Below are 26362 nucleotides of genomic sequence, written 5' to 3' on the forward strand. Positions count from 1 at the left end.
CAGGCATAAAAAAACCCTCCAGTAAAACTGAAGGGTTCAATAAGAATGGCAGCTACCTACTCTCCCGCATTGTGGTGCAGTACCATCGGCCATAAGGGGCTTAACTTCTCTGTTCGGTATGGGAAGAGGTGAACACCCTTGGTATAACCACCATAAAAAATTAAAAATGTAAAACACTAAACTAAAAATGCAGCACTAAAATGTCTAACATCTATCGTCTAATATCTAACATCTAATAAGATTAACATATTGGAAAAAACTGTCAGAAGAGATCTAATAAAAAAATTAAAGCTTACGGGCAATTAGTACTACTCGGCTTTGATGTTACCACCTTTACACCTGTAGCCTATCAACGTCATAGTCTCTGACGGCCCTTAAAAGTAAACTCATCTTGAGGCAGGTTTCACGCTTAGATGCTTTCAGCGTTTATCCTGTCCGTGCTTAGCTACTCTGCATTGCACCTGGCGGCACAACAGATACACCAGCGGCACGTACGACCCGGTCCTCTCGTACTAAGGTCATGTCCTCGCAATTTACTAACGCCCACCACAGATAGGGACCGAACTGTCTTGCGACGTTCTGAACCCAGTTCACGTGCCACTTTAATCGGCGAACAGCCGAACCCTTGGGACCTTCTCCAGCCCCAGGATGTGACGAACCGACATCGAGGTGCCAAACCTCCCCGTCGATATGAGCTCTTGGGGGAGATCAGCCTGTTATCCCCGGAGTACCTTTTATCCTTTGAGCGACGGCCCTTCCATACAGAACCGCCGGATCACTTTAGCCGACTTTCGTCCCTGCTCGGCCTGTTTGCCTCACAGTCAAGCTCCCTTTTACTAATGCGCTCTGCGTACGATTACCAACCGTACTGAGGGAACCTTTGCAAGCCTCCGTTACTCTTTAGGAGGCGACCACCCCAGTCAAACTACCCACCATGCACTGTGTCCCGCTAGGGATTAGATTCTAAATCAAAGAAGGTTGGTATTTCAACGACCGCTCCACCCTACCTGGCGGCAAAGCTTCATAGCGTCCCAACTATACTACACATCCGTAATTCAAAATCAATGCAAAGTTGTAGTGAAGGTTCACGGGGTCTTTCCGTCCCGTGGCGGGTAACCGGCATCTTCACCGATACTACAATTTCACCGGGCTCGTGGAGGAGACAGCGTTCAACTCATTAGACCATTCGTGCAGGTCGGAACTTACCCGACAAGGAATTTCGCTACCTTAGGACCGTTATAGTTACGGCCGCCGTTTACTGGGGCTTCAGTCAGAAGCTTTGGATTACTCCGAACATCCTTCCTTAACCTTCCAGCACCGGGCAGGTATCAGGCTCTATACGTCATCTTTCGATTTTGCAGGGCCCTATGTTTTTGTTAAACAGTTGGTTGAACCATTTTACTGAGACCACATCGCTGTGGTATGCTTTATCCCGAAGTTACAGCATCAATTTGCCTAGTTCCTTCTCCACGGCTCACCCGAGCGCCTTAGAATACTCATCCCGTCTACCTGTGTCGGTTTGCGGTACCGGCTGCTATACTCGCTTTTCTTGGAAGCACTCTCACTGCTGCGCTTCACCCGAAGGTTCCACTCGTCTAATCCGTCAGACTAGGCAGCTAACATGCTCCGTCACTTTTATTGTATAGCAGGCGCAGGAATATTAACCTGCTTTCCATCGTCTACCCCTTTCGGGTTTGACTAAGGACCGGGCTAACCCTGATCCGATTAACGTTGATCAGGAACCCTTAGACTTTCGGCGATAAGGTTTTTCACCTTATTTATCGTTACTTATGCCTACATTTTCTTTTGAAACCGCTCCAGCATACGTCGCCGTACACCTTCGATGCCGTTTCAATGCTCCCCTACCGATCAGCCCTCAAAGGGCGATCATAGAGCTTCGGTTCATGGTTTAATACCCGATTATTTTCCGCGCAGAGTCTCTCGACCAGTGAGCTGTTACGCACTCTTTAAATGAATTGCTGCTTCCAAGCAAACATCCTGGCTGTTATAGAAACTCTACATCGTTTGTCTAACTTAACCATGTATTGGGGACCTTAGCTGCTATTCTGGGTTATTTCCCTCTCGGCCATGGACCTTAGCGCCCACAGCCTCACTCCCGGAGATATGTACTAGCATTCGGAGTTTGTCAGGGTTTGGTAGGCGGTGAAGCCCCCTAGCCCAATCAGTAGCTCTACCTCTAGTACACTTCTAAAATCCGAGGCTGTTCCTAAAAACATTTCGGGGAGAACGAGCTATCTCTCAGTTTGATTGGCCTTTCACCCCTATCCACAGGTCATCCCAAGACTTTTCAACGTCAACGGGTTCGGTCCTCCAGTGTGTGTTACCACACCTTCAACCTGCCCATGGATAGATCACAAAGTTTCGCGTCTACCCCCACTGACTAAGCGCCCTGTTCGGACTCGCTTTCGCTACGGCTCCGTTTTCAAAAACTTAACCTCGCCAGTGAGGAGTAACTCGTAGGCTCATTATGCAAAAGGCACGCCGTCACACCATAAAGATGCTCCGACCGCTTGTAGGCGTACGGTTTCAGGTACTATTTCACTCCCTTATTCAGGGTGCTTTTCACCTTTCCCTTACGGTACTGGTTCACTATCGGTGTCTGAGGAGTATTTAGCCTTACCAGATGGTGCTGGCAGATTCAAGCAGGATTCCTCCGGTCCCGCCCTACTCAGGATACTACACGTCCACGTTAATTTCCGCTTACGGGGCTATCACCCGCTTTGGCTTAACTTTCCAGAAAATTCTGCTTGATAACGCTTTCTAAAAGTAGTCCTACAACCCCAGCTCCGCACGCGAAGCTGGTTTAGGCTCTTCCCTGTTCGCTCGCCACTACTTAGGGAATCATTGTCTTATTTTCTTTTCCTCCGGGTACTTAGATGTTTCAGTTCTCCGGGTTGGCTCTCTTTCGAGTAATATACCTTCAGTATATTAGGTTGTCCCATTCGGAAATCCAGGGATTTAATACTTGTGTGCAGTTCCCCCTGGCTTATCGCAGCTTACCACGTCCTTCATCGCCTCTCAGACCCTAGGCATCCACCATACGCCCTTAATTGCTTTAAAAAAGTTCGTAAACTTCTTTAATGAGGCCAAGCTCCCGCTTGGACTTATTTTTTAGTTTAATTGTAGATTGTTACCCGACCACATTTCTTCAGACCAACCATAATAATTATAGTGTGATGTTTCAAAAATTGTGATCGAACCCGACTCGCGTCGGGCTGTTAGGTACTCTCCTAACAGTTTATTTTTTTCCAATATGTCAAAGAACTTGGTCTTCATGAAAATCTGAAACTACACAACCTAAATCATATACCTCAAACCTCATTCGACTTTTGCAGATAAAATGGTTTCGAACCATCGGAGCCTCTCAGGCTTTATCTCATCTTAAAAGAACTCTTTTTTTTCAAATCCTCAAATTATTCATCCTCAAATTTGACTTGTGGAGGATATCGGAGTCGAACCGATGACCCTCTGCGTGCAAGGCAGATGCTCTAGCCAACTGAGCTAACCCCCCATCTAAAGGCTGATAGCTATCAGCTTGTAAAGTAGACCCGACCAGATTTGAACTGGTGACCCCTACATTATCAGTGTAGTGCTCTAACCAGGCTGAGCTACGGATCTCTATACCCCAAACCCCTAAAGGGGCCTCGAGATGATTGCCTCCGTTAACCCTCGGGCTTGTCTTTTATTTAAAAGAACGCTAAATAAATTTGAAAGAATAGGAAACAACAGCACGGTAAATCTGGGGTTGAAAATATTCAACCCGTACATAGCTCTAAAAAGGAGGTATTCCAGCCGCACCTTCCGATACGGCTACCTTGTTACGACTTAGCCCCAATTACCAGTTTTACCCTAGGCAGCTCCTTGCGGTTACCGACTTCAGGTACACCCGGCTTTCATGGCTTGACGGGCGGTGTGTGCAAGGTCCGGGAACGTATTCACCGTATCATTGCTGATATACGATTACTAGCGATTCCAGCTTCACGCAGTCGAGTTGCAGACTGCGATCCGAACTGAGAAGAGGTTTTTGGGATTAGCTTCATATCGCTATGTCGCAACCCTTTGTCCTCCCCATTGTAGCACGTGTGTAGCCCTGGGCATAAAGGCCATGATGACTTGACATCATCCCCTCCTTCCTCGCGTCTTACGACGGCAGTTTCACTAGAGTTCCCAGCGTTACCTGATGGCAACTAGTGATGGGGGTTGCGCTCGTTGCGGGACTTAACCCAACACCTCACGGCACGAGCTGACGACAGCCATGCAGCACCTTGCTTTGTGTCTATTGCTAGAAAAACCACTTTCATGGTTCGGCACTCGCATTCTAGCCCAGGTAAGGTTCCTCGCGTATCATCGAATTAAACCACATGCTCCACCGCTTGTGCGGACCCCCGCCAATTCCTTTGAGTTTCAATCTTGCGATCGTACTTCCCAGGTGGGATACTTAATGCTTTCGCTCAGACACTTATTGTGTATCACAAATGTCGAGTATCCATAGTTTAGGGCGTGGACTACCAGGGTATCTAATCCTGTTTGATCCCCACGCTTTCGAGCCTCAGTGTCAATATATGTGTAGCCAGCTGCCTTCGCAATTGGTGTTCTATGTCATATCTATGCATTTCACCGCTACATGACATATTCCGCTAACCTCCACAATATTCAAGACCAATAGTATCAATGGCAGTTTCCAAGTTAAGCTCGGAGATTTCACCACTGACTTACTAGCCCACCTACGCTCCCTTTAAACCCAGTAAATCCGGATAACGCTTGCACCCTCCGTATTACCGCGGCTGCTGGCACGGAGTTAGCCGGTGCTTATTCATCTGGTACCGTCAGACGAGAAAGAATTCCCTTTTTTCGTCCCAGATAAAAGAAGTTTACAATCCAGAGGACCTTCATCCTCCACGCGGCATGGCTGGTTCAGAGTTGCCTCCATTGACCAATATTCCTTACTGCTGCCTCCCGTAGGAGTCGGGCCCGTGTCTCAGTGCCCGTGTGACTGGTCGTGCTCTCACACCAGTTAATGATCGTTGGCTTGGTGGGCCGTTACCCCTCCAACTACCTAATCATACGCACACCCGTCTTCTAGCGCATCACTGCTATAATATCAAAGAGATGCCTCTTCAACATCTTACGGAGAATTAATCCAAGTTTCCCTGGGCTATGCTCCACTAAAAGGAAGGTTGTGTACGTGTTCCTCACCCGTTTGCCGGTCTCAAGAAGTGCAAGCACCTCTCTACCCCACGACTTGCATGTATTAAGCCTGCCGCTAGCGTTCATCCTGAGCCAGGATCAAACTCTCCGTTGTAAATGAGTTTGACTACTGACTATTAAAAATTCTCAAGAGAAAAATTAACGTGTCAAAAATCTAAATGTTATTTGCTTTTTGACTTACCTTTCGTTGTCACAATTGAATGTGACTGAATTGTGCTATTGCTTCCAAACTTTCAAAGATCTTACCACTTCCATCACCCCCTAAAAGAATGACTTCCGTGACCTTGTAAATACCGCCGGATTTGAACCAGCTGCGCGCCTCTACGCTGTACCTCCTAAAAGAACTCCATCCCCGCATCAATTCTCTCCTCCTCATACCCTCCGTTTCGGGGTTGCAAAGATGCATTCTTTTTTTCATTTCACCAAAAATATTTTGAAAATATTTTTGATATAATCCATTAAATGTGAAGAACTTACCTGTTGAATTGATAGACCTGCATTGCCTCAAACCTTTGTTTCAGGCGGATTGCAAAGATACAAATTTTGATTTGATTTTGAACACGGTCAACAAAAAATATTTTATTTATTTTTTTAACCGTACCAGGTAAGTATAAGCGGAATATCCGGCAACAGTTTTACCGGAATTCATTATAGTAGATATTACTGAAACTTAAGCTATACAAGCGTTTCAGCGTTTTTTGAATCTTTATTTTCTTCTCAGAGAACTCATCCGTTTCACAAACGGAGTGCAAATATAGAACCTTTTTCTGAACCGCAAAATTTATTTCATAAAAAAATGATTTTTTCTGGAATAAAGCCGGACGTGCTCAATAGAACGCCCCTCCCGGCGTTATGAAACAAGTGCCGATCCCTTTTTAAAAAACAATGGCAACCGCATCTTTCGCCGATAAAAAACGTCCAACTATATGATCCACAGTGATTTTTTACACCCGGCCCCGCAATTGCTAACCCGGTTGAATAAAATAATACAGATTTATGAACAAAACCCCGCGTTCGATCCTCGTAGCCAATAACCATTTGCAACATCTGGGAGGATCAGAGACCTACACCTACACCCTGGCTGAAGAATTGAAAAAGCAGGCTTTTGATGTGGAGTATTTTACGTTTCACAAGGGCCTCGTATCGGATAGACTGGAAACCGATATCGGCGTCCGGTTTATGAAAAAAAGAAAGTACGATCTCATCCTGGCCAATCATTATACCTGTGTCAACCATTTGCGCAACAAGGGCTTTATCATTCAGACCTGTCATGGCATTTACCCCGAACTGGAGCAGCCTTCTCCCCATGCCAACGGATATGTAGCCATCTCCCAGGAAGTAAAGGATCATTTATCCCAAAAGAACCTGGAAAGCAGGATCATCTTAAACGGCATCAATATGGACCGGTTCAAAAGCACGGCCCCCCTGTGCCCGGATGTAAAAACCGTTTTGAGCCTGTGCCAGTCTGACGAGGCCAACCAGATCATAGAGGCCTCCTGCCAGGCGGTGGGCGCAAGACTTACCACCCTCAATAAATTTAAGAACCCGGTATGGCATGTGGAGCGAATGATCAACAGGGCCGATCTGGTCATCGGCATCGGCCGGTCTGCCTACGAAGCGATGGCCTGCGGACGCCCGGTGATCATTTTTGATCACCGCTCCTATTTTGAGCCCTGTGGCGATGGATATGTTAAAGACTGCCTGGAAAAAAGCCTGTTGAAAAACTGTTCCGGGCGCGCTTTCAACAAGGCTTTTTCGGTTGCTGAAGTGGTGCGGGAAATAAAAAAATTCAAAATGGAAGACGGAAATTTTTTCCGGAAATTTGCGCTGAAAAAATTCAATATCGCCCACAATGTACGCGAATACGTGGATTATTTTACGCATCTGAACCAGCGGTCTTCGCTGGTTGGGCAATTATCCGCAACGATCAAACGGTTTTTCAACAAACCGGACTTAGAAAAAAGCTATCTATAAATAAACGGGCGTACCGTAGCTTTCTATTTTACCAACATTCCTTCTGAAACCGGGTAGTGTACCCGCGTCAGGGTTAATCCGCGTGCCGGCGCATCAAAATATGCAGTTCCGCAGGCCGTTTTTTTCAGGATGTCTTCAAAAGCCTCCATATCCAGTGAATACCGGCCCACCCGCAGCATTGTGGCTACCAGCGCACGGACCATTCCTCTTAAAAACCGGTTCGCAGTTACCTGATATTCCCACACATCCCCCTCCCGGTTCCAGCCGCTTTCCATCAGGTTGCAGTTAAACGTTTTTACCTGGGTATTTTTCTTGGAAAAACTGCTGAAATCCCTATAGTCCTTCAATAGGGATGCCGCCTGGTTCATGACTTCCAGGTCCAGGGGATAAGGATAAAAACAGGCCGTATCCGAAAGGAACGCATTCTTGAACTGGTATACTTTATAAACATAGGTACGGCTGAGCGCATCGAACCGGCAATGAGCATCATCGGCTACCCGCCTTACTTCTTTGAGAACAATGTCCGGAGGGAGGATCGCATTCAGGTTATAGATCCATTGGGAATCAAAAGCCTTGTCCCAGTCGAAATGAAAAAAATTCTGCAGCGCATGTACACCGCTGTCCGTCCTGGAGGAACCGGTAAGCGGAAGCGTTTCTTTAAAAAAAACCGCAAACGCCCGCTCAATCTCCCCCTGGATGGTTGCCCCCGTGTTCTGGATCTGAAAACCATTATAACGGGTTCCTTTATAAGAGACTTCTAAAAAATAACGCATCGCAACCTGGCAGCTGAGGGCTGACAGCTTTCAGCTATCAGTTTTCAGCATCTAACTATTGAGTAAGACTGTTGAATTTTTCTTTATAATAGGTGTCTTTGATCTCTGACTGCAGCGAGCTGAAGTTCTCCGGGTCCGAAACATGCGCGCGGGCAGCTTCAAAGAAATTGTACTTCCCTGCATTGGATAAGAACATGCTGCTGATGTATTTTACCTGGGCACTGGTATAACATTTATTTTTAAACGCACGTTTGGCCTCGTCGATCATCTCGTCATCATTTTCTTTTCCGGCCATCTCCCGGCGCAATTTCAGAAAATCATCTTCAGTAGCGACCGATTTACAGTTACCCGGAACCGGTTTGGACGGTGCTTTCACCGCTTCTTCTTTTTTGCTGCCGGTACTGTTCGCTTGCGGAATGGCGGGCTTCTCTTCCACTGCAAAGGCTTCCTTTTCCTTTTCGCCATCGTTGGGGGATGGTGTTTCGGGTGCCTTCTCCTGCGGCGGGGCGGCTGCTTCCTGATCCGCCGTGGCCGGTATGGTGATTTCTATCTGTTCCGTTTTTCCCCCTGCGCTCCGGTCTTCATATAATACAACGGTACCGGTACCGGAAGAATGCTGTGAGATCTTTACCACTGTATTTTTGCCTGCAGGACTTGCGGTTTCAGGCATGGCGGCGCCTGCTTCCGCCGTGGGCTGTTCAGCTGCAGGAGCGGGTTCGGCTTTTACAACCGGTTTTTCTTCGGGTTTGGGCTGCTCCAGCAAGCTGGGATCATTGGCTGCCTGGGAAAGTACTTTTGTAAAATCGCTTACATTGGGATTGTCGGTCACAGCCGGCTGCTGAACCGGTGGCGGCGTTTGCTGTACAGCGGCGGTCTCTGCAGGGGCCTGTTTTGGGGGTTCTTCTTTTACCACGGGCTTTTCCTCGGGCTTCGGCCTGGGCGCCTGGCGGCGCGGCCGCGGTTTGGGAGCCTCTGCTTTTGCCAATGCCTCGGCCTCTTCAGCTGTGAGGGGTTTCTGAACATCCATGGACTGCAGGTCAAAAAGCGACCATCCTTCCGCACCAAAATTTTTTATCAGGTATCCTTTGTCTTTTGAATCGATCTTAAACCGGAAGGTCATTTCAGGATTCTTGTTGTCCTGAAACCCTACGATCAGCCGGTAGTCTCCGTCCTTGAGCTGGGGCAGGATCAGGTACCCGGAAGAATTTGCTTCAATGCGCTGCCCGTTGATGCGGATGTAAAAGGGCTGTGCCGGTTCGGTTTGCAGATAAACAAAATATTTTGACTGAACCGAATATTGTGCAAAAGTGATAAAGCCTGTCAGCAGAAAGATCATCGCCAGTAAAAAACGCTTGTTCATGATGTATGTATTGTTCTATTTATCCTGTCAAAATATAATTCGTCCAAACAAAAATAAACGAATAATGCGATGTAGAGAAGGTTTCTGGAAGAATTTGGAAATTTGAAAATGTGAAAATCTGGAAACAGGGGAATGGGGCGCACATGGGAGTTACAAACGGATCTGACCTGAAATCTTCTTTTATCTTTGGTTTTTGGTTCTCATAAGAATTACTAACCGGCATGGGGTATAGACGAAATTCAACCAGGAACTTTAAACATTGAACCTGAAACACCCCCTCCTACCAACTGCCGCCGGCGCCGCCGCCGCCGAAGCCCCCACCACCGAAACCGCCGAATCCTCCTCCGCCGCCACCACCGGACCAGCCGCCGCCACCGCCGCCGCCCGACCAGCCGCCGGGTATGATCCAGCCGCCACCACCGCGGTACCCGCGGCGCGACACATAGCCGCCACCGCCACCGCCACCGCGGCTCATAAAAGAAACAAATACGATGACAACGATAATGATCAGGATGATGGTTCCAAAACTGATGCCTTTACCCTGCTGATGATAGCCGTCCGGGGCTTTGAATCTGCCCGCCGCCGCCTGGATCAGGGCATCGGTACCTTCATCCAGTCCGCGGTAATTATCGCCCCGCTTAAAATCGGGGATAATGATCTGCTGAATGATCTGGTCCGCGACGAGGTCGGTAATGGCTCCTTCCAGCCCATACCCGGTAGCAATGAACAAACCCCGGTCCTTCGGGCCAGCATTAACCAGTATTACCACGCCATTGCTGAATTGCTTTTGTCCGCCTACGCCCCATTTTCGTCCCAGCGCAATGGCATAGTCGTCCCTGGAATAACCTTTCAGATCATCCACGATCACCACGGCGATCTGGTTGGAGGTACTATCGTCATAGGCCACCAGCTTGCGCTCCAGCGTCTGCACCTGCTCCTGCGTCAGAAAGCGCCCGGTAAAATCATTTACCAGCCGGGGCGGATTGGAAGGATTGGGGATCACGGATTCGACCTGTGCAAAGGACAGGGCCGAAACCAGCAAAAAGTATAATAAGATAAGTTTTTTCATCGCATCTTAACTGCCAAAAACGATATCGTCCGGGAGCTCGTTGTGGTCGGTGGCCCGGTCAAAAGGAAAATACAGGTGGAGGCCTTCGCCGATCTGGTGAATGTATTCACTGATGCCGGTGGCAAAATGCTTCTGGTTAAAATGACCCAGTATTTTCTTTACCAGGTTGTTCCAGTACTCCTTCCCTGTCCGCTGATAAATACCTTCGTCGCCAAAAATGGCCAGCTGCCGGTCTTTTACGGCCACATAAAGCAATACCGCATTCCGGTCAACCGTATTGTCCATCTTCAGCTTGAGGAACACTTCCGCCGCACGGTCCACAGGGTCCACATACTTATTATGACTTTCCAGGAACACCCGTATCTCGCCACTGGTACGGCTTTCTGCCTGGCGGATTGCTTCAACGATCAGCTCTTTCTCGGCGCCGGTAAGCACTTCTTCCGGATGTTTGTTGAATAAAGAAAAGGTCACGTTCTCAGAATTTTATTTCTACATTTTTATCGGCGCCCGGCGTTGCCTGAAACCCTTCCCGGGGCTTAAACCCAAGGACACCCGCAGCTATATTGCCCGGAAAGCTTCTTACGGAGCTGTTATAGTCTGCTACTGCTGCATTAAAATCATTGCGCGCCACCTTGATCCTCCGCTCGTTCCCTTCCAGCTGGGTTTGCAGGCCCCGGTAGGCTTCCGTGCCCCGCAGGGCCGGATATTTCTCGATCACCGCGATGACCCGGTTGGAGGCCGCCGCCAGCGAATCCTGCAGCTGTGCCTGCTGACCGTAATTTTCAGCGGTGGCGTCACCGCCCAGTCCGCGCTGTGCTTTGTTGCGTGCCTCGGCAATGGCCACCAGTGTGGATTGCTCAAAACCGGAGATCCCCTTCACCACACTCACAAGATTGGGGGTAAGATCCAGCCGGCGCTGGTACGTGTTCTGCACCTCGCTCCACATTTGCCGTACTTTTTCGTCTTTTTTTACAAAAACATTGTAGGTCGTAAAGAAATAGATCCCTACAACGCCCAGCAATACCGCTATCACTATGATCAGACCGGATTTTTTCATCTGGAGCCGGCTGATTTAGAATTTTACTTTGGGTGCTTTGTCTGCATCCGGATCTGCCTTAAATCCTTCTTTGGCATGGAACCCGAAGATGCCTCCCAGGATGTTCATGGGGAAGGAACGCACTTTTACGTTATAGCCGTTCACTGCTGTGTTAAAAGTTTGTCTGGAAGCACGGATGTCGTTCTCAATGCCTTCCAGCTGACCCTGCAACTGCAAAAAGTTCTGGTTGGCCTTTAATTCCGGATAGGCTTCCACGGTAACCAGCAAACGTCCCAGCGCACTGGTCATCTGTCCCTGGGCAGCCTGAAATTCAGCCAGCTTTTCCGGTGTCAGGTTTTCGGGGTTTACCTGTACGGATGTAGCTTTTGCCCGTGCATTGATCACATCGGTCAGTGTGGACTTTTCAAAATTTGCAGCCCCTTTAACGGTTTCTACCAGGTTACCTACCAGATCATTTCTTTTCTGATATTCACTCTGAACATTATTCCAGGCCTTATTTACATTTTCCTGTTCTCTTACAAGACCATTATAGCCTTTGCACCCCATAAAGCCGAGGATTACCAGCAGAATAACAATGATTAACGTAACTCCTTTCATATGTTTGTGTTTTAGGATTTTGATGGAACAAATTTATACTAAATAATATACCAAGTTATTAAATTATACGGGTATTTCGGATTTCCGGCCTTTATATCGGTAAAACCGGCCTATACGGCGGTGAACAGCTTTCAGCAATGAGCTATCAGTGATAGCCGATGGCTGACCACTGAAAGCTGATGGCTCTTATGGATTCACCTTCAGCAGGATCTTTTTATCCAGGAACCAAAGCATGCCTTTGCCCCCGGTTCCGAGGAAGATATCCGGATTGCCTGTATAATCCGGCTTGCTGAATTGCAGCTCCGCATGCCGGGCGCTGTCCAGCCATGGAAAATCAAACTGTTCTTTGGCATAGGTCCCCCGGGGAAAGCCCGCTTCCATATACATATTCAGGATGGCGTCGTATGCCATTTCATCATAATAAAGGATCGCTTCCAGCCCCTTTGTATCCTGGCCGTTCCACTGGAAAACCACGCTGTAAGGCGGGTACGTTTTCAGATCAATGAGCGCTCCCAGTACTTCCCTGTTTTCTGAGATCCCGAGGCCGGTATGGGGCTTTAACGCTGCGGGGCCGGATGGTTCCGCCGAAGCCGCCGGCTGCCTGTTTTCGCAGGCTGCGCCAAGAAGGATAGCATAAAACAGGAGGATTCGTTTCATAACAATCATGTCAGATCAATTGCATCAACCGCGGAATAAAGATCAGCAGCGCCACGATGAAGGCGCCTGCTGCAACAAGGAGCACCGCCGCCGCCGAAACATCCTTAATGTATTTAATACCCGGATGCTTTTCAGGGCTGATCTGATCGCAGATCTTTTCGATTGCGGTATTGATCAGCTCAAAGCTCATTACACCAACAATACATATAATGATGATGAGCCATTCGCAAACCGTTACTCCCAAAAAAAAAGCAAAGACGATCGCTAGCAATGCTGCGAAGGTATGCAACCGGAAATTTTGCTCCGACCGGAAGGCGGCTTTTAACCCGCTGCCGGCATAGCCAAAACCCCGGAATAACTTCTTTAAGGAAAACAGGCGGCCCATGCTCAAAACTACGACAAAAGCGCAAAATGCTGCATCTGAACCTGAAAGGGGTGCATAACATTTTTTGAGATTTTTATTGTCTTGCCACTTAGGCGCCAGGACACTAAGAAACACGAGGGCTTTTATAGTTCCCTTCGTGGCTCTTAGAAGCTGTTTAAAAATAAAAATTTGATGCTCGTTATAAGCGCCATCCGGCGCGTCGTTGTCGTTAAAGCCGCGCTTCAGCACGGCTTTAATGAGGCTGTAATTCCCTAAGTGACCTGGGCACGGATCATCATGCCCCGAGCCCAGGGCTCTCCGTTGTTCTTTGGGACGTATGAACGGGTTGAAACCCGTTCTTTCCGGATCTTTCGAGGCCATGCCTCTTTTGCTAAAATGATCGTTGAACCCCGTATGTTACAGATGGCGGCTGCAGCGATGCCCAAAGTAGCGGCGACAAAAAGCCGGCACCTTTTTGACGACAAGGATGCTCCTTATAAGCGCCATCCGGCGCGTTGTTGTCATTAAAGCCGCGCTTTAGCACGGCTTTAATGAGGCTGTAATTTCATAAGTGCCATAGGCACGGATCATCATACCCGAGCCCAGGGCTCTCTGTTGTTCTTTGGGACGTATGAACGGGTTGAAACCCGTTCTTGCCGGATCTTTCGAGGCCATGCCTCTTTTGCTAAAATGATCGTTGAACCCCGTATGTTACAGATGGCGGCTTCAGCGATGCCCTAAGCAGAGGCGACAAAAAGCCGGCACCTTTTTGTGACAAGGATGCTCCCGGATCGTTTTTAAACAGCTTCTTAGGGCCCTTGAGACTTTGTGGCTTGCATTGCCAGATCACCAGCAAGCACTAAGGCCTTTTATTGCCGTAGAGAGCCCGGCGTTGTAAAAAAATGTTATGCACCCGATGGAAGGATAAAGGCAGCCCAACGTCTTATTGCCACTATTTATGCGTTCAGCTTCCCTGTGGCGTTCGAGGCCTGTTACTTTCTCTTTATTGTTTTGAGGACAGGCTTCTTAATATCAACAGCCGTTTCCGCTTTCTTTGCCTCTTCTTCCATAGCGATCGAAAACACGGCCCATATACAACGACGGCAGCCCAGCTCCCCTCCTTTCTCCAGCACTTCTTTTGCTTTTTTGCTATCCTGCAGGCTGGCATAATATCCTCCCAAAACAGCGTACCCTTCCAGGTCGCCCATCCCGACCGCTTTTTCAATAAAAAGTATTTTCCCAGTACCTCTTCATATCAACAAATTTTAAGCCGCGCAAATATATTAAAAGCACTCTTGCTGTGCCTGTTCCTATAAACAACTTGAGCGGTATCCATGCCTGTGTTTTCCGCCTGCCTGCAAGGACAGCCATCACCAGTTCCCCTATTTAGGCGATAAAAAGGTCTCTGCAGGTAACTTATTTTTGAAGGGCATGACCATTACCTGTAAAAAATTAAACATACATCCTGCACTGCAGGAAATTGTCAGCTGTATGGTATTAACGGAAGCCACATTCCCCGATGATACGGCACACCGTTTTTGTTTTCATCCGCCTACTCCGCAAACAGGAATATGCTTTCATATCAACAGCTTTATAAGCGTTAAAAAACAGCACCAGGATGCATTTGAGGTACAGCCGCAAACAGTACTCGTTGGACCGCAGATAACACCCGTAACGATCAACATCGGTCAAAACTACAAAGCCATACGGCTTGGGTTTCACCCCGGGGGCCTGTACCGGTTACTGGGCACGGATCTCGGGCAGCTAACAGATACCAGCACGAATGCAGAAGCCGTATTTGGTGCGGAGATGCGCACCATAAATCAACAACTGAATGAGGCGGACAATGATCAGGCATTGGCAAAGGTTATCGAAACATTCCTGTTGAAAAAGATCTGCTCCGCTACTATAGCGCTACCTTTTGATGCTGCGATGATGGAACTGGTCCGGCAGGACGGGAATCTTTCAATGAAAGCGGCCGCAGATCTTTCCTGCCTTAGCCTGCGCCAGTTCCAGCGTCAAAGCCATAGCAGGATCGGGATGAGCCCGAAAATGTTCGCCCGCATTGCAAGGTTTTCCAAAGCCTACCGTCTTCACGAAAAATTGCCACAGCTCACCTGGACCCAGATCGCGCATGAATGCGGTTACTCTGAACAGATGCAACTTATTGCCGATGTAAAAAAGTTCGCCGGCTCCAACCCCAAAAAAATAGAAAAGGCTATTGCGCTATCCGCTTTTAAAATGCAGGCCAACCTGGTCCTGTAAATGTCGCTTTTCCCCTATTTTATCATTTTTGACGCGCCTATCTTGCAGCTTATTGGCTTTATCAGATACCGTATACCCATGCCAATATACCGGATGTGCATAAACGAATGATGCGCATGTTGCAGCTAATTGCAGATACCACAAATGATCAATTAAAATATGGCTATTAATTCTTTTCCCCGGTTTGCAAAATTCTTTACAGGCCTGCTGGTGACCCTGCATTGGGGTACGCCTGTAACCGCACAGTCGCTCGATTGGGTAAGGCAGCTGGACCCAAAGATCCGTATTGCCGCTCCGGCAGACAACCCCAACAAAATTCCTTCCGGCAAAAGCATTGTGGATGCCGACGGCTATATTTATATGACCGGGCATTTTTCGGGAACGGCCGATTTTGACCCGGGTGCCGGCGTAACCAACCTGACCTCCAGCGGCGGCACCGATATTTTTATCAGCGCCTATCGCAACGACGGCAATTTCCTGTGGGCAAAAAGTTTTGGAGGCAGCAATGATGATGCGGGGGGGCATATAGCCTTCGATGCATCAAAGCAGCATTTGCTTGTTACAGGGTCTTTTCGCGGGAAAGTAGATTTTGACCCCTCCACAAAGAACGAGACCCTTTCCGCCGAAGAGACATTCAGCGACATCTTTGTTTGTAAATACAATTTAGCAGGCAACCTGGTTTGGGCCAAAAACATGGGCGGTAATTTAACCGATGCCGGCTCCTGGATCGGGGCGGATGCTTCGGATAATATTTATATCGGCGGATATTTTGAAGGCAGCGCTGATTTCAACCCGGCCGTTGGAGCCTACACCCTTGCTGCCGTTGGGGCTTCCAATTCCGATCGCTTTATTGCCTCCCTTAAACCGCAGGGCGATTTTAGCTGGGCGGTGCGGCTGGAATCCGGAGAACCTATAAACCAGCTGGATATCAACGGCATGGCGGTCAGCAGCGATGGGGAGCTCTTTATTGCCGGCGGCTTATATGGCAAAATAGATATTGACCCGGATCCGGCTGTTGCCAAAAACATCAATGCTATTTCAGACGTAAGCGATATTATCCTGCTGAAACTGAGCAATGCAGGGGCGTACCAGTGGCATGTACAGGCAGGCGGCACCAAATCTGACTGGGCCAATAAAATAACCTTAAACAGCATTGGCGATATTCTTGTTTCCGGTTCTTTCACGGAAACCGCCAGCTTTGGAGGGACCAGCCTTTCGCCCTACAATATGGGCCGGAGCGCATTTATATGGAAAATGGATAAAACGGGCAACCATCTTTGGGTAAAAGCACAGGATACAAAAGGCAACGGCAACTATACCCTGGGGATGGATGTAACGGTTGACCCGACGGATAAAATATACAGCTCGGGAAGTTTTATGGACATTTACCTGAACCCGGAGGCCCATACCGATGCGGACCTGACGAAGGGGAACGGCGGCTATCTTTCCATTTTGAACAAGGAGGGAAAATACATCTGGGGCGGGGTGCTCAAACGCAGCGAAGCCTACTATCTCGGACTGGTATCCCCCTATTTTTTAGCGCTGGACGCCGCAGGGAACCTGTATGTTACAGGAGCCTTTGAAACCGAGGTCGATTTTGATCCCAGCGCCGGTAAAGAAGTAACACTCAATGCCGGGGATGCAACACCTGTTTTCCTGGCGCGGTTCAGCATTCCCACCGCCCTGCCCGCAAAATTCGGGACCATCAATGCATTGTGGAATAAAGCAGGGCTTACCATAAAATGGAGAACGGAAAGCGAAACCCATAACAGCCATTTCAATATTGAATTTTCTGAGGACGGCCGCACGTTCACCGAAGTGGCCACAATGGCCAGCAAACATACCAACGGACATGCCACAGCCGCAACGGACTATACGATTTTCCTGCCGGCCGGTGAAAACGGCGTGCGGGCAGCGGCACTGCCGGTCGCGTTGCTCCTGATCACTGCCGGCTGGGTCGCGTCGATAAAAAGAAGACCGGGTTTGTATTTACTTGCATCTGCGGTCATTGCGACCCTGATGTTCAGCGCCTGTAAAAAGCATTTCAACGATGCGGTTAACAGGCAGGGTGATACCGTTTTTATACGCATTGCACAGGTTGATAAAGACGGAAAAACGGCCGGCCACAGCAAGGTGATCAGGGCTGTTAAAGAATAGCCTTGCTGATCTTTAAACGGCAACCAGATCCATCCATCCATAAAAAAAGAGGCGCCACAGAACGCCTCTTTTATCGCATTAAAATTGTTATCATTACGCTTCTTCAATAGCTGCGATACCCGGAAGCTTTTTGCCTTCAAAAAACTCCAGCATAGCACCACCACCGGTAGATACATAGCTTACTTTATCGGTATAGCCGAATTTATTAACAGCCGCCACGCTATCGCCGCCGCCTACCAAAGAGAAGGCCCCGTTCTGAGTAGCTTCGGCAACCGCATCCGCAATGGCTTTGGTTCCGGCCTGGAATTTTTCCATTTCAAAGACGCCCATCGGCCCGTTCCATAAAATGGTTTTCGATTTCCTGATCACATTTGCAAATTGTTCCCGGGCTTCGTTTGCCACATCCAGCCCCATCCATCCATCGGGAATATTGTCGCTCGGAGCTTCCGAAACACTGGCATCCGCCGCAAATTTATCGGCAATGATACTGACCCCCGGCAGGTGGATACATACGTTTTTTTCCTTTGCCTTTTCCAGGATCTCTTTTGCGGTATCCAGCCGGTCTTCCTCACAAAGAGAGGCGCCGATCTTGCCGCCCATTGCTTTATAGAACGTATAAGCCATGCCACCGCCGATGATGATATCCGTGGCTTTTTCCATCAGGTTTTCGATGATGAGGATCTTATCCGATACTTTAGCACCCCCCAGAATGGCCGTAAACGGCTTCTCGCTTTGGCTTAATACTTTTTGTGCGCTGTTCACTTCATTCTCCATCAGCAGGCCGAACATTTTCTTATCTGCAGGGAAGAATTTTGCGATAACGGCGGTAGAAGCATGCGCCCGGTGTGCGGTACCAAAGGCATCGTTCACATACACATCTCCCAGCTTGCTCAGTTTTTCGGCAAATGCTTCATCTCCTTTTTCTTCTTCTTTATAAAAGCGCAGGTTTTCCAGCAGCAGCACTTCCCCGGGCCGCATCATATCTGCGGTAAGATAGGCCTGCTCGCCAATACAATCATTGGCAAACAAAACTGTGGCTCCGCCCAGCAATTCGCTGAGATGGCTTACCAGGTGCTTCAGGGAAAATTTGTCTTCCGGTCCGTTCTTGGGACGCCCCAGGTGGCTCATCAGGATCACTTTACCGCCATCGGCAAGGATCTTTTTGATGGTAGGCACAGCGGCTTTCATGCGTGCATCGGAAGTGATCTCCATTTGGTCATTCAGCGGAACGTTGAAATCAACGCGGATCAGCGCTTTCTGATCTTTGAAGTTATAGCTTGAAAATTTTGACATTGTTAAAGGATTTGATTTGAGAGTTGAGAATTGAGATCTGATTACCGGCAGAACTATCCGGGCGGGCCCGAAACTGCCGCCACGTGCACCGCTGTTAAACTGAGCGTAGCAACAAAGATGCCATCTATCCTGCGGCCGGTTCAATATACTTCGTCCGGTCCCCCATTATACTCCGTCTTTGCTCAGTATAAAAGCAAAAAGCGGAACGAAGTGTTCCGCTTTGAATGCTTATTTCTGAATTACTTGCTGATCAGTTTCGCAAAATATTCAACCGTACGAACCAGCTGTGATACATAGCTCATTTCGTTATCATACCAGGAAACGGTGCGCACCAGTTGCTTGTCGCCCACGGTCATTACTTTGGTCAACGTAGCATCAAACAAAGAACCATAGTGGGTGCCGATCACGTCGCTGCTCACAATTTCATCTTCATTGTAGCCAAAGCTTTCATTAGCAGCGGCTTTCATTGCAGCATTGATCTCTTCTGTGGAAGTTTGCTTCTTCAACGTAACATTCAGCTCGGTAATAGAACCGGTGATGGTAGGTACGCGCTGCGCGCTGCCATCCAGTTTTCCTTTCAGGTTCGGCAATACCAGGCCGATCGCTTTTGCAGCACCTGTGCTGTTGGGTACAATGTTTGCGGCGGCGGCTCTTGCCCTTCTCAGGTCACCTTTTGCATGCGGGGCATCCAGGGTGTTCTGATCGTTGGTGTAAGCGTGGATGGTGGTCATGATCCCCAGTTCGATACCAAAATTGTCATCCAGTACTTTTGCCATGGGCGCCAGGCAGTTGGTCGTACAGGAAGCACAGCTGATGATGGTTTCGCTGCCATCCAGGATATCGTGGTTCACATTGAACACAACGGTTTTCAGCTCGCCGGTAGCAGGAGCGGAGATCACCACTCGTTTAGCGCCTGCTGCGATATGTGCTTCTGCCTTTGTTTTATCGGTAAAGAAACCGGTACATTCCAGTACCACGTCTACATCATGATCTTTCCAGGGAATCTGGGAAGGATCCTTTTGTGCATATATTTTAATCTCATTACCGTCAACGATAATGGAGTTTTCCGTGCTTTTCACATCTTGGCGAAAACCACCCTGAGCAGAGTCGTATTTTAACAGGTGAGCTAATACTTTAGGGCTGGTCAAATCATTGATCGCAACAACGTCGATACCTTGTTGGTTGTAGATTTGACGATAAGCCAACCGGCCGATTCTGCCGAAACCGTTGATGGCTACTTTTACTGTACTCATAGTTGTGTAAAAAATTTAATTAAGTAAGAACAATTTTTGGAGGCGTAAAGTTACAGCATTTTGTACGGAATACATATTAAACAATTTCGATTTTTCGGCGCTATTTTTTTAACGGCAATTATTTTTTACTTTTTTTTGGCCAATCCAAACCGGACTATTATCTTTGCACTCCCAAAAACGGGTAACGCCGCGTTGGTCAAGGGGTTAAGACGCATCCCTTTCACGGATGAATCACGGGTTCGATTCCCGTACGCGGTACAAAACCGGGCTTTTCAGCCCGGTTTTTTTATGCCCGGAATGGCGGGTACCGCTACTACGGGATCAGTGAAAAAATTGGAGAACTTCAGGAAAAAGTGATCTTTTGCTGCGCTATGGGAGAAGAACGTTCCAGGGCACGGGGTCGCCTCCAAATTTTGCTTGCTTCTGAAAGCTGTTTAAAAATAAAATTTTGATGCTCCTTATAAGCGCCATCCGGCGCGGATCATTATGCCCCGAGCCCCATGGCTCTCTGTTGTTCTTTTGGACGTGTGAACGGGTTGAAACCCGTTCTTGCCGGATCTTTCGAGGCCATGCCTCTTTTGCTAAAATGATTGCTTGACCCCGCTTTTTACAGATGACGGCTACAGCGATTCCCTAAGTAGCGGCGATAAAAAGCGGGTACCTTTTAATGGTTATAGATCAATTCCCGGATCATATGGGTATTACATTGNAATATTGTCTAAAAAAGTTTTTTAAAAAAAACAGGTTTTGACTAAACAAGTCATTAGTTTTAGATAAATATTTTTTAACCTAAACAATGCATTATGAAAAGTAAAATCAGCTTTTGAAGAATTAGAAAACCAATTTCGTAAACTAGATTATGATTCATTAAGAAATTATTTAGGAGGCGACGATGGGCACTGTGTTACGAATGCACTTAGCTATGCTGTTTTTGGTACAAATCCGCTAAGCTCTTTGATTGAATCGGGATTAGTTGATACAGGTGCCGCTACCATTGTTAACGATTGCCTTCTTGCAATTCAAAGATTAGAATCGACTATTGTAAAGACGATGGAACTAAAAGGAAATATCCCGAAAAGTGTGTAAGTTAAAATCGAGGTAAAATAACCGTAGAACTATACCTTCAATCTGTCGCCAAAAATAATTAAGAACTGGTTAAGAACTGTAAGAAGTTTAACCCTTTATTTTTTTTCTAATACACTAAAGCATGTTACAAGATCAATTGAAGCTAGTAAAGTTTGAAGTGTTGACTTTGGGAAACGGAATAAAGCAACCGGAGTATATTGAAAACAGCATCAAAAATGCAGATGTTGATTCTCTATTGGAGGTTTTTCCTTCAGATGATTTTAGGTTTTTTTCTATTATCATTTCGATTAAATACGGGAGCAGAGCGGTAATAAAAATCAGAAGCCTTTTTTCTCTAAATAAAACAGGTGATCTAAAACCCAGGAATACTACAAAATTGAAGAATCTGATCACTGATATGTTCAATGAAATTGAATATCGATATAATGTAAATTATCTTCAAACTGATAAATACAAGGCCCTGAAATTGCTAGACAAAACTATTCTTTTTAATTATTTAAGCTCCAACAATTTTCTAAACTTGACAAATTAAATTTGCTATGCTTTATTACACTCAATTGTATTCTGAATAGTTTTACGCCGATTTTTAGTAGCAAAAACAATCTGGTAGAAAATCTGACGGTAGCTCATGGTATCTATTTCATAGGTTATAAAATATTGCGCTGTACACGCTGATTTATATTTCGAAAGTCCAGTCTGCGTTCATCACATTCGACCCCTCCGGGGCCGCATCCTCTATGCATTTTCTTTCCCCCAGCGTTAGGGGGGTATGCACATGGCACCCTTCGGGCACTTCAGCAACAACCACAGAAAGATCGTTCCGGTACAACCTCAGGAGATGTGTCTACACGATAGCTGTCATACGGGAAACGTTCCCGTATGACAGCTTTTTACAAAGCCATTTCAGCCTTTTCAGAAGCGGGCGGACAGGAAGGCCATTTTGCCCGCGGGAACCTGTGCAAGACTCAGGTTGAAAATTTATTCCTGGCATATTTGTACGCCCCAATACTAGCTAGATAATTTTCCGCCATTATGTCAGCCAACATACAGCCACCCCTTACCGATACAGCAACGATACAGAAAGGATACGGAAACGATACAGAAACGATATAGAAAGGATATAGAAAGGATATAGAAAGGATACAGAAAGGATACAGAAACGATATAGAAAGGATACAGAAAACAGGCGTTTTGGGATCAGAAGGGTTCAGGAAGGATCATTAGGGGTCAGAAGGGGTCATTAGGGTTCAGAAGGGTTCATTAGGGTTCATTAGGGATCAAAAAAATAAAATGGACCTTTAATACCCCAATTTTACGCAAGCAAACATTTATTTATTCATTTTTAAAAATTAAAGCTATGGGCAGCGTGACCAATTCCATTTTAAGCGGCACCTCCGGCCGCACCGGGCGCGTTGTTATCGCCAACGTTCATGGGGTGGAAGTAAGCCGCGCGCGGCCCGTAATGCGCAGCAGTTCCACCGAACCGCAAACCGCTCACCGCGAGCTGTTTCGTTTTGCAGTAGCCTTCCTGGGTTTGTACAAGTCCTTTGCACGCCTGTTCTTTGGCAAGCGTAAAGGGCTGGTAACACCCTATAACCAGGCACAGGCCAATGTACTGGAAAACATTCAGCTTACCGGCGACGAGGTGATCATCAACTACAACCAGGTGCTTATTTCGAAGGGCAACCTGCTGGAAATGATCCCCGAAAGTATCAGCACAGGGGCGGCACAGGCTATTACGGTTACCTGGATCAATAATGCGCCGCCGGACAGCAGTAATGAAAACGACCTGTGCTCCGTTTTTGTGTACATGCCATCGCGCAGGGACGGACAGTTTTTTAGCGGGGTGGCAGCGCGCCAGGCCGGCAGCGCCACGGTAAACATGCTGCCCTTTTACGCGGGTGAAGAAGTGCATGTATGGGCCACCTTTACCGATGAGGGAGCCACTGCGGCCTGTAACTCGAGATACATGGGTTTTACAACCCTTACCTGATCCGTTAAAAAAAAGGACCACTGCCGGGGGCATCATGTATGCCCCCGGCATTTTACTGCATATTCATGCCCGGATCAAAAATAATCATCACTTTATAAATTAAATATATAACATTTTATTTTAATAAAAATATGTATATTCATAGAAGTGTTCCCGTTTGCTGATTGATGAACAACACTATTGACACAGACTCTTTTTATAACCCTTTCAAAACATCCAACATGGCAACCAAAATGAATCTGTCCGTACATCAATTAGAACTGCTGCAAAAAAAATACGAAGCGTCTGACGCCTTTGAGCTCGTAAACAATAAGGTAATGATGCGTATGTTGCATATTTCTAAAAGCACGCTTTACCGGCTACGCATAGAAATGAATATTCCCTATGTTAAGGTAGGCAAACAAATATTTTACATACGGGGACTGGTGATCCGGCAGCTGCTTCAGCAGCATGGAGCGCTGCCGCCAATGGAGTGGGGCAATGGGGGCTGACAGGCATTGGATAACCCGGGGCTAACCGGTAATGCACCTGCACCGGACCGCGGATAAAAACCCGCATACAGGTAACCGTTTATAACAGCGCAAAACCAGGCCGGCATTTTAATGCAGGTTCCAAACGCTTAGAAGTTGTTTAAGAATAAAATTTTGATCCTCCTTATAAGCGCCATCCGGCGCGGATCATTATGCCCCAAGCCCATGGCTCTCTGTTGTTCTTTTGGACGTGTGAACGGGTTGAAACCCGTTCTTGCCGGATCTTCCGAGGCCATGCCTCTTTTGCTAAAATGATTGCTTGACCCCGCTTTTTACAGATGACGGCTACAGCGATTCCCTAAGTAGCGGCGATAAAAAGCGGTACCTTTTAATGGTTATACGGATGCTCCCGGATCGTTTTTAAACAGCTTCTGAAAGCTAATGATCAATTCCCGGATCATTTGGGTATTGCAAAGGTTACAGCAACAGCGGTTGCTCATCAGCGATATAGTGCCAATGCGGCCGGATACCATTTGTTGTAAAACTGTTTTACCGTCCGTAACTCATTTCCCGACGGTATGGTTTGTGTAATAACCCCGGGTTTGGCGACCCAATCAGCTTCCCACCGGGAAATAGCCCTGTAAAAATCATTGGCATTGTTGCGTGGCCGCTGGAACCGGTGATTAATATTAACTTCCCGATACTGTTGATCCGGCGCTTTCGTTAACGCATCAGCAAGCATCGTGATAAATTTTTCCCAGCGGGGTTTATAAAAAGTACGGACGAGCCCATTCCATTGACGGGCAGCGTAGTCGTACTGGATCGCACTGGAATCATAAGGTCCCCAAATAGTGATAAGCCCTCGTGCATTTTTTTCATAAAGATCTTTTTCGGCCGCAGTGGTTCCGATAGATCTTGCATCCGACAGCCATTTACCCAGTAAAAACTCTTTGCGGGTTCCAAGAAGTGCATCAAAATCATCCATCAGGTCCAAAAACTGATGGCTATAAAAAGCAAAACTATCCCGTTGGTTGTTGAGATATGCCTTTGCCATATTTGCCTGCATTGGTATTGCCAGGTCTGCAAGGCACTGCCGCATCAGATCTACCAGGTCGTATTTATAGGTATCCGTTCTTTTTGTTGTTTCGCCTGCGGCCATTAATAGCTTTACCGCCGTCCATAATTTCTCAAAGGAATAATTCTTCTGGCTGTTGAGTGCCCCATTGGCTGAGGCTCCGTATACTACCAGGGCAGGTCGGGCACATATGGCAGATTCCCGGAACGTTTCCACTCCCGTGCCCTTACCATATACCGTTTGCAACAGCAGATCCCATGCATCACGCACCGGGTTATCGAGGCGGCCATAGCGGGCACGGAGATAACCATGCAGCCATTGCTGCGTATTGGGCTGCTGTGCATGCCAGGCCATTTCGCTTGCGGCCTCATATATTACCGGGTTATGCCCGATAGCCTCCGGGAACATGCCGATGCCTGATAAATTCCTGGTTTGCCCTTTATCGTTCAGCAGCCGGGGGAACATGGCCAGCACCTCATCTAAATTACCCCCCATCGCCGTATTGTCTCCGAAGTTATGGATGATCCCGGCCAGCCAGGGGCGCCCCCAAAAAGCCTGGCTTCTTTTCCATTTCTGGGTGTTTAAATCGAGCATAACAATGCGGTCAGCCGGGATGGCCTCCACAATTAACTTACGCATGCTCCAGGTTTGCATGGCAATGACAGCCTGAGAATCGGCTGCAATAGTCGCTTCATATATTTTTTTCCCTACAGCGGATAAATAATCATCCCCGCTTACCGGTGGTTCCCCTTCGTGAAAAGGATCGGCCGCATAAATATGATTCGTGCCAAACAGCCGGGTTTGCTCCTCAATAAAGACCTTTGTCATTTTGGCGAAGAGCGGATCCATCGGATCTAACTGTGCTGTTGGGCCTCCAACAGAAAACCATACCGGCTTTTCCATAATATTTGCCTGCGGCTGGCTTTTTTTTAAACCCATGGGTACATAACCTGTAAACCCCTGTAAAATAGGTTGCATACCTAACTCCCGCTCCCTTTGTAAAATTTTTTTACCAAGTACGACACTACGGTCGATCCAATGCTGCGGCAATGGCCCATAGATGCTTTCAATAACGGTCATCCATTGAAAGGCCTGGTAGGCCGGCCCTACCAGGAAGGCACATATTTCATCATCGCTCATTCCAAACCGGCGCAGGGTATTTTGCCATACCGCCTCCTGTCCTGTAATGGCGAGTGGCATATTAATGCCATGCATAGCCATCCAATCAATCTCCTGCTCCCAGCGCTCCCAACTCCACCAGGTCATCGAATAATTGAACGTACAATAATTCAGGTAAGACCTTTTTGCATAGGGGGTTACCTGCCGTACTTTCTTTGGGACCACTGGCAGTTTTGGAGGAAGGTTCATCTGGTCGCCACACCAGCTACGCTGCACATAGCAATAGTACTTTAAATACCAGTTAAGTGCGGAAGCTACCGAAACAGGACTATTCCCTCTTAATACGACCTGTCCTTTTTCTGATTCAATTTCAAACACATCTTTTCCATTGTCGGCGGGTATGGCGACCACTTTAAATTGTTGCGTATAGGCCGGAACCACCCGCCGGATCAGCCTTTCTGCAGCCTGCCGGTCAAAACCCTGGGCCTGGGCAGAAGAAAAAGCTATTATAATTAAAACTGTAAATGTGAGCGCCTTAAGCTTGAATGGCATGTTGTTGTTGTTTTTAAAG

The 26362-nt window shown here is 47.5% G+C and carries 19 protein-coding genes, 3 tRNA genes and 3 rRNA genes; 7 read left to right on the forward strand and 18 right to left on the reverse strand.

Annotated features, from left to right (window positions below):
• Positions 1 to 43: 43 nt before the first annotated feature.
• The 6 genes from rrf to B160_RS0126880 all read right to left on the reverse strand — a co-directional run bounded on the left by rrf (position 44) and on the right by B160_RS0126880 (position 5605).
• A 5S ribosomal RNA gene (gene rrf, locus B160_RS0126855) occupies positions 44 to 155 on the reverse strand.
• Between the two features lie 127 nt (positions 156 to 282).
• Positions 283 to 3081 (reverse strand): 23S ribosomal RNA (locus tag B160_RS0126860).
• Positions 3082 to 3458: 377 nt separating this feature from the next.
• Positions 3459 to 3532 (reverse strand) — tRNA-Ala (locus B160_RS0126865).
• A 32-nt stretch (positions 3533 to 3564) separates the two neighbouring features.
• A tRNA-Ile gene (locus B160_RS0126870) sits at positions 3565 to 3639 on the reverse strand.
• 158 nt (positions 3640 to 3797) lie between these two features.
• Positions 3798 to 5323 (reverse strand): 16S ribosomal RNA (locus B160_RS0126875).
• The 16S, 23S and 5S rRNA genes sit together here with 2 tRNA genes alongside, the layout of an rRNA operon.
• Before the next feature lie 96 nt (positions 5324 to 5419).
• Positions 5420 to 5605 (reverse strand): hypothetical protein, encoded by a 186-nt coding sequence (locus B160_RS0126880; protein WP_157558258.1) that lies wholly within the window; start codon positions 5603 to 5605, stop codon positions 5420 to 5422.
• Positions 5606 to 6225: 620 nt separating this feature from the next.
• Here B160_RS0126880 and B160_RS0126890 point away from each other — a divergent pair.
• Positions 6226 to 7203, forward strand: coding sequence for a glycosyltransferase family protein (locus B160_RS0126890; RefSeq protein ID WP_018631075.1), 978 nt, complete (start codon positions 6226 to 6228; stop codon positions 7201 to 7203).
• A 23-nt stretch (positions 7204 to 7226) separates the two neighbouring features.
• Here the strand turns inward: B160_RS0126890 and truA are convergent, their stop codons facing one another.
• The 9 genes from truA to B160_RS0126935 form a co-directional block, all read right to left on the reverse strand.
• Entirely contained in the window at positions 7227 to 7976 is a 750-nt protein-coding gene (truA, locus tag B160_RS0126895) for a tRNA pseudouridine(38-40) synthase TruA (protein WP_018631076.1), read from the reverse strand.
• A 55-nt stretch (positions 7977 to 8031) separates the two neighbouring features.
• The gene (locus B160_RS0126900; protein WP_018631077.1) at positions 8032 to 9336 is read right to left on the reverse strand and encodes a DUF4476 domain-containing protein; all 1305 of its coding nucleotides are present in this window, start codon (positions 9334 to 9336) and stop codon (positions 8032 to 8034) included.
• Positions 9337 to 9616: 280 nt separating this feature from the next.
• Positions 9617 to 10405 (reverse strand): TPM domain-containing protein, encoded by a 789-nt coding sequence (locus B160_RS0126905; RefSeq protein ID WP_018631078.1) that lies wholly within the window; start codon positions 10403 to 10405, stop codon positions 9617 to 9619.
• A 6-nt stretch (positions 10406 to 10411) separates the two neighbouring features.
• Complete coding sequence (locus B160_RS0126910; protein ID WP_018631079.1) at positions 10412 to 10876, reverse strand: TPM domain-containing protein; 465 nt, start codon at positions 10874 to 10876, stop codon at positions 10412 to 10414.
• 4 nt (positions 10877 to 10880) lie between these two features.
• On the reverse strand, positions 10881 to 11462 hold the full coding sequence (locus B160_RS0126915) for a LemA family protein (protein WP_018631080.1): 582 nt from the start codon (positions 11460 to 11462) through the stop codon (positions 10881 to 10883).
• Between the two features lie 15 nt (positions 11463 to 11477).
• Positions 11478 to 12059 (reverse strand): LemA family protein, encoded by a 582-nt coding sequence (locus B160_RS0126920; protein ID WP_018631081.1) that lies wholly within the window; start codon positions 12057 to 12059, stop codon positions 11478 to 11480.
• Between the two features lie 186 nt (positions 12060 to 12245).
• Positions 12246 to 12716 (reverse strand): hypothetical protein, encoded by a 471-nt coding sequence (locus B160_RS0126925; protein WP_211218118.1) that lies wholly within the window; start codon positions 12714 to 12716, stop codon positions 12246 to 12248.
• A 10-nt stretch (positions 12717 to 12726) separates the two neighbouring features.
• Positions 12727 to 13461, reverse strand: a complete 735-nt coding sequence (locus B160_RS32325; RefSeq protein ID WP_018631083.1) for a diacylglycerol kinase — start codon at positions 13459 to 13461, stop codon at positions 12727 to 12729.
• A gap of 611 nt (positions 13462 to 14072) precedes the next feature.
• The gene (locus B160_RS0126935; protein WP_018631084.1) at positions 14073 to 14288 is read right to left on the reverse strand and encodes a hypothetical protein; all 216 of its coding nucleotides are present in this window, start codon (positions 14286 to 14288) and stop codon (positions 14073 to 14075) included.
• A 223-nt stretch (positions 14289 to 14511) separates the two neighbouring features.
• Between B160_RS0126935 and B160_RS0126940 the strand changes: the two genes are divergently transcribed.
• On the forward strand, positions 14512 to 15345 hold the full coding sequence (locus tag B160_RS0126940) for a helix-turn-helix domain-containing protein (protein ID WP_018631085.1): 834 nt from the start codon (positions 14512 to 14514) through the stop codon (positions 15343 to 15345).
• Positions 15346 to 15504: 159 nt separating this feature from the next.
• Positions 15505 to 17502 carry a hypothetical protein gene (locus B160_RS0126950; RefSeq protein WP_018631087.1) on the forward strand — a complete coding sequence of 666 codons (1998 nt, stop codon included), beginning with the start codon at positions 15505 to 15507 and terminating at the stop codon, positions 17500 to 17502.
• 93 nt (positions 17503 to 17595) lie between these two features.
• Here B160_RS0126950 and B160_RS0126955 read toward each other — a convergent pair whose 3' ends face one another.
• Both B160_RS0126955 and gap read right to left on the reverse strand, forming a co-directional pair.
• Positions 17596 to 18795, reverse strand: a complete 1200-nt coding sequence (locus B160_RS0126955; protein WP_018631088.1) for a phosphoglycerate kinase — start codon at positions 18793 to 18795, stop codon at positions 17596 to 17598.
• Positions 18796 to 19034: 239 nt separating this feature from the next.
• A complete protein-coding gene (gap, locus tag B160_RS0126960) occupies positions 19035 to 20048 on the reverse strand; it encodes a type I glyceraldehyde-3-phosphate dehydrogenase (protein ID WP_018631089.1) in 1014 nt (337 codons plus the stop codon).
• 186 nt (positions 20049 to 20234) lie between these two features.
• Between gap and B160_RS0126965 the strand changes: the two genes are divergently transcribed.
• The 4 genes from B160_RS0126965 to B160_RS30260 all read left to right on the forward strand — a co-directional run bounded on the left by B160_RS0126965 (position 20235) and on the right by B160_RS30260 (position 23618).
• A tRNA-Glu gene (locus B160_RS0126965) sits at positions 20235 to 20306 on the forward strand.
• Between the two features lie 949 nt (positions 20307 to 21255).
• Complete coding sequence (locus tag B160_RS0126970; protein ID WP_018631090.1) at positions 21256 to 21666, forward strand: hypothetical protein; 411 nt, start codon at positions 21256 to 21258, stop codon at positions 21664 to 21666.
• Between the two features lie 825 nt (positions 21667 to 22491).
• Complete coding sequence (locus B160_RS32165) at positions 22492 to 23127, forward strand: DUF6266 family protein (RefSeq protein ID WP_018631091.1); 636 nt, start codon at positions 22492 to 22494, stop codon at positions 23125 to 23127.
• Positions 23128 to 23348: 221 nt separating this feature from the next.
• Complete coding sequence (locus B160_RS30260; protein WP_018631092.1) at positions 23349 to 23618, forward strand: helix-turn-helix domain-containing protein; 270 nt, start codon at positions 23349 to 23351, stop codon at positions 23616 to 23618.
• A 478-nt stretch (positions 23619 to 24096) separates the two neighbouring features.
• Here B160_RS30260 and B160_RS0126995 read toward each other — a convergent pair whose 3' ends face one another.
• Positions 24097 to 26343, reverse strand: a complete 2247-nt coding sequence (locus tag B160_RS0126995; RefSeq protein ID WP_018631095.1) for an alpha-N-acetylglucosaminidase — start codon at positions 26341 to 26343, stop codon at positions 24097 to 24099.
• Between the last annotated feature and the right edge of the window lie 19 nt (positions 26344 to 26362).

Source organism: Niabella aurantiaca DSM 17617 (genome assembly GCF_000374125.1).
GTDB classification, from domain to species: Bacteria; Bacteroidota; Bacteroidia; order Chitinophagales; family Chitinophagaceae; genus Niabella; species Niabella aurantiaca.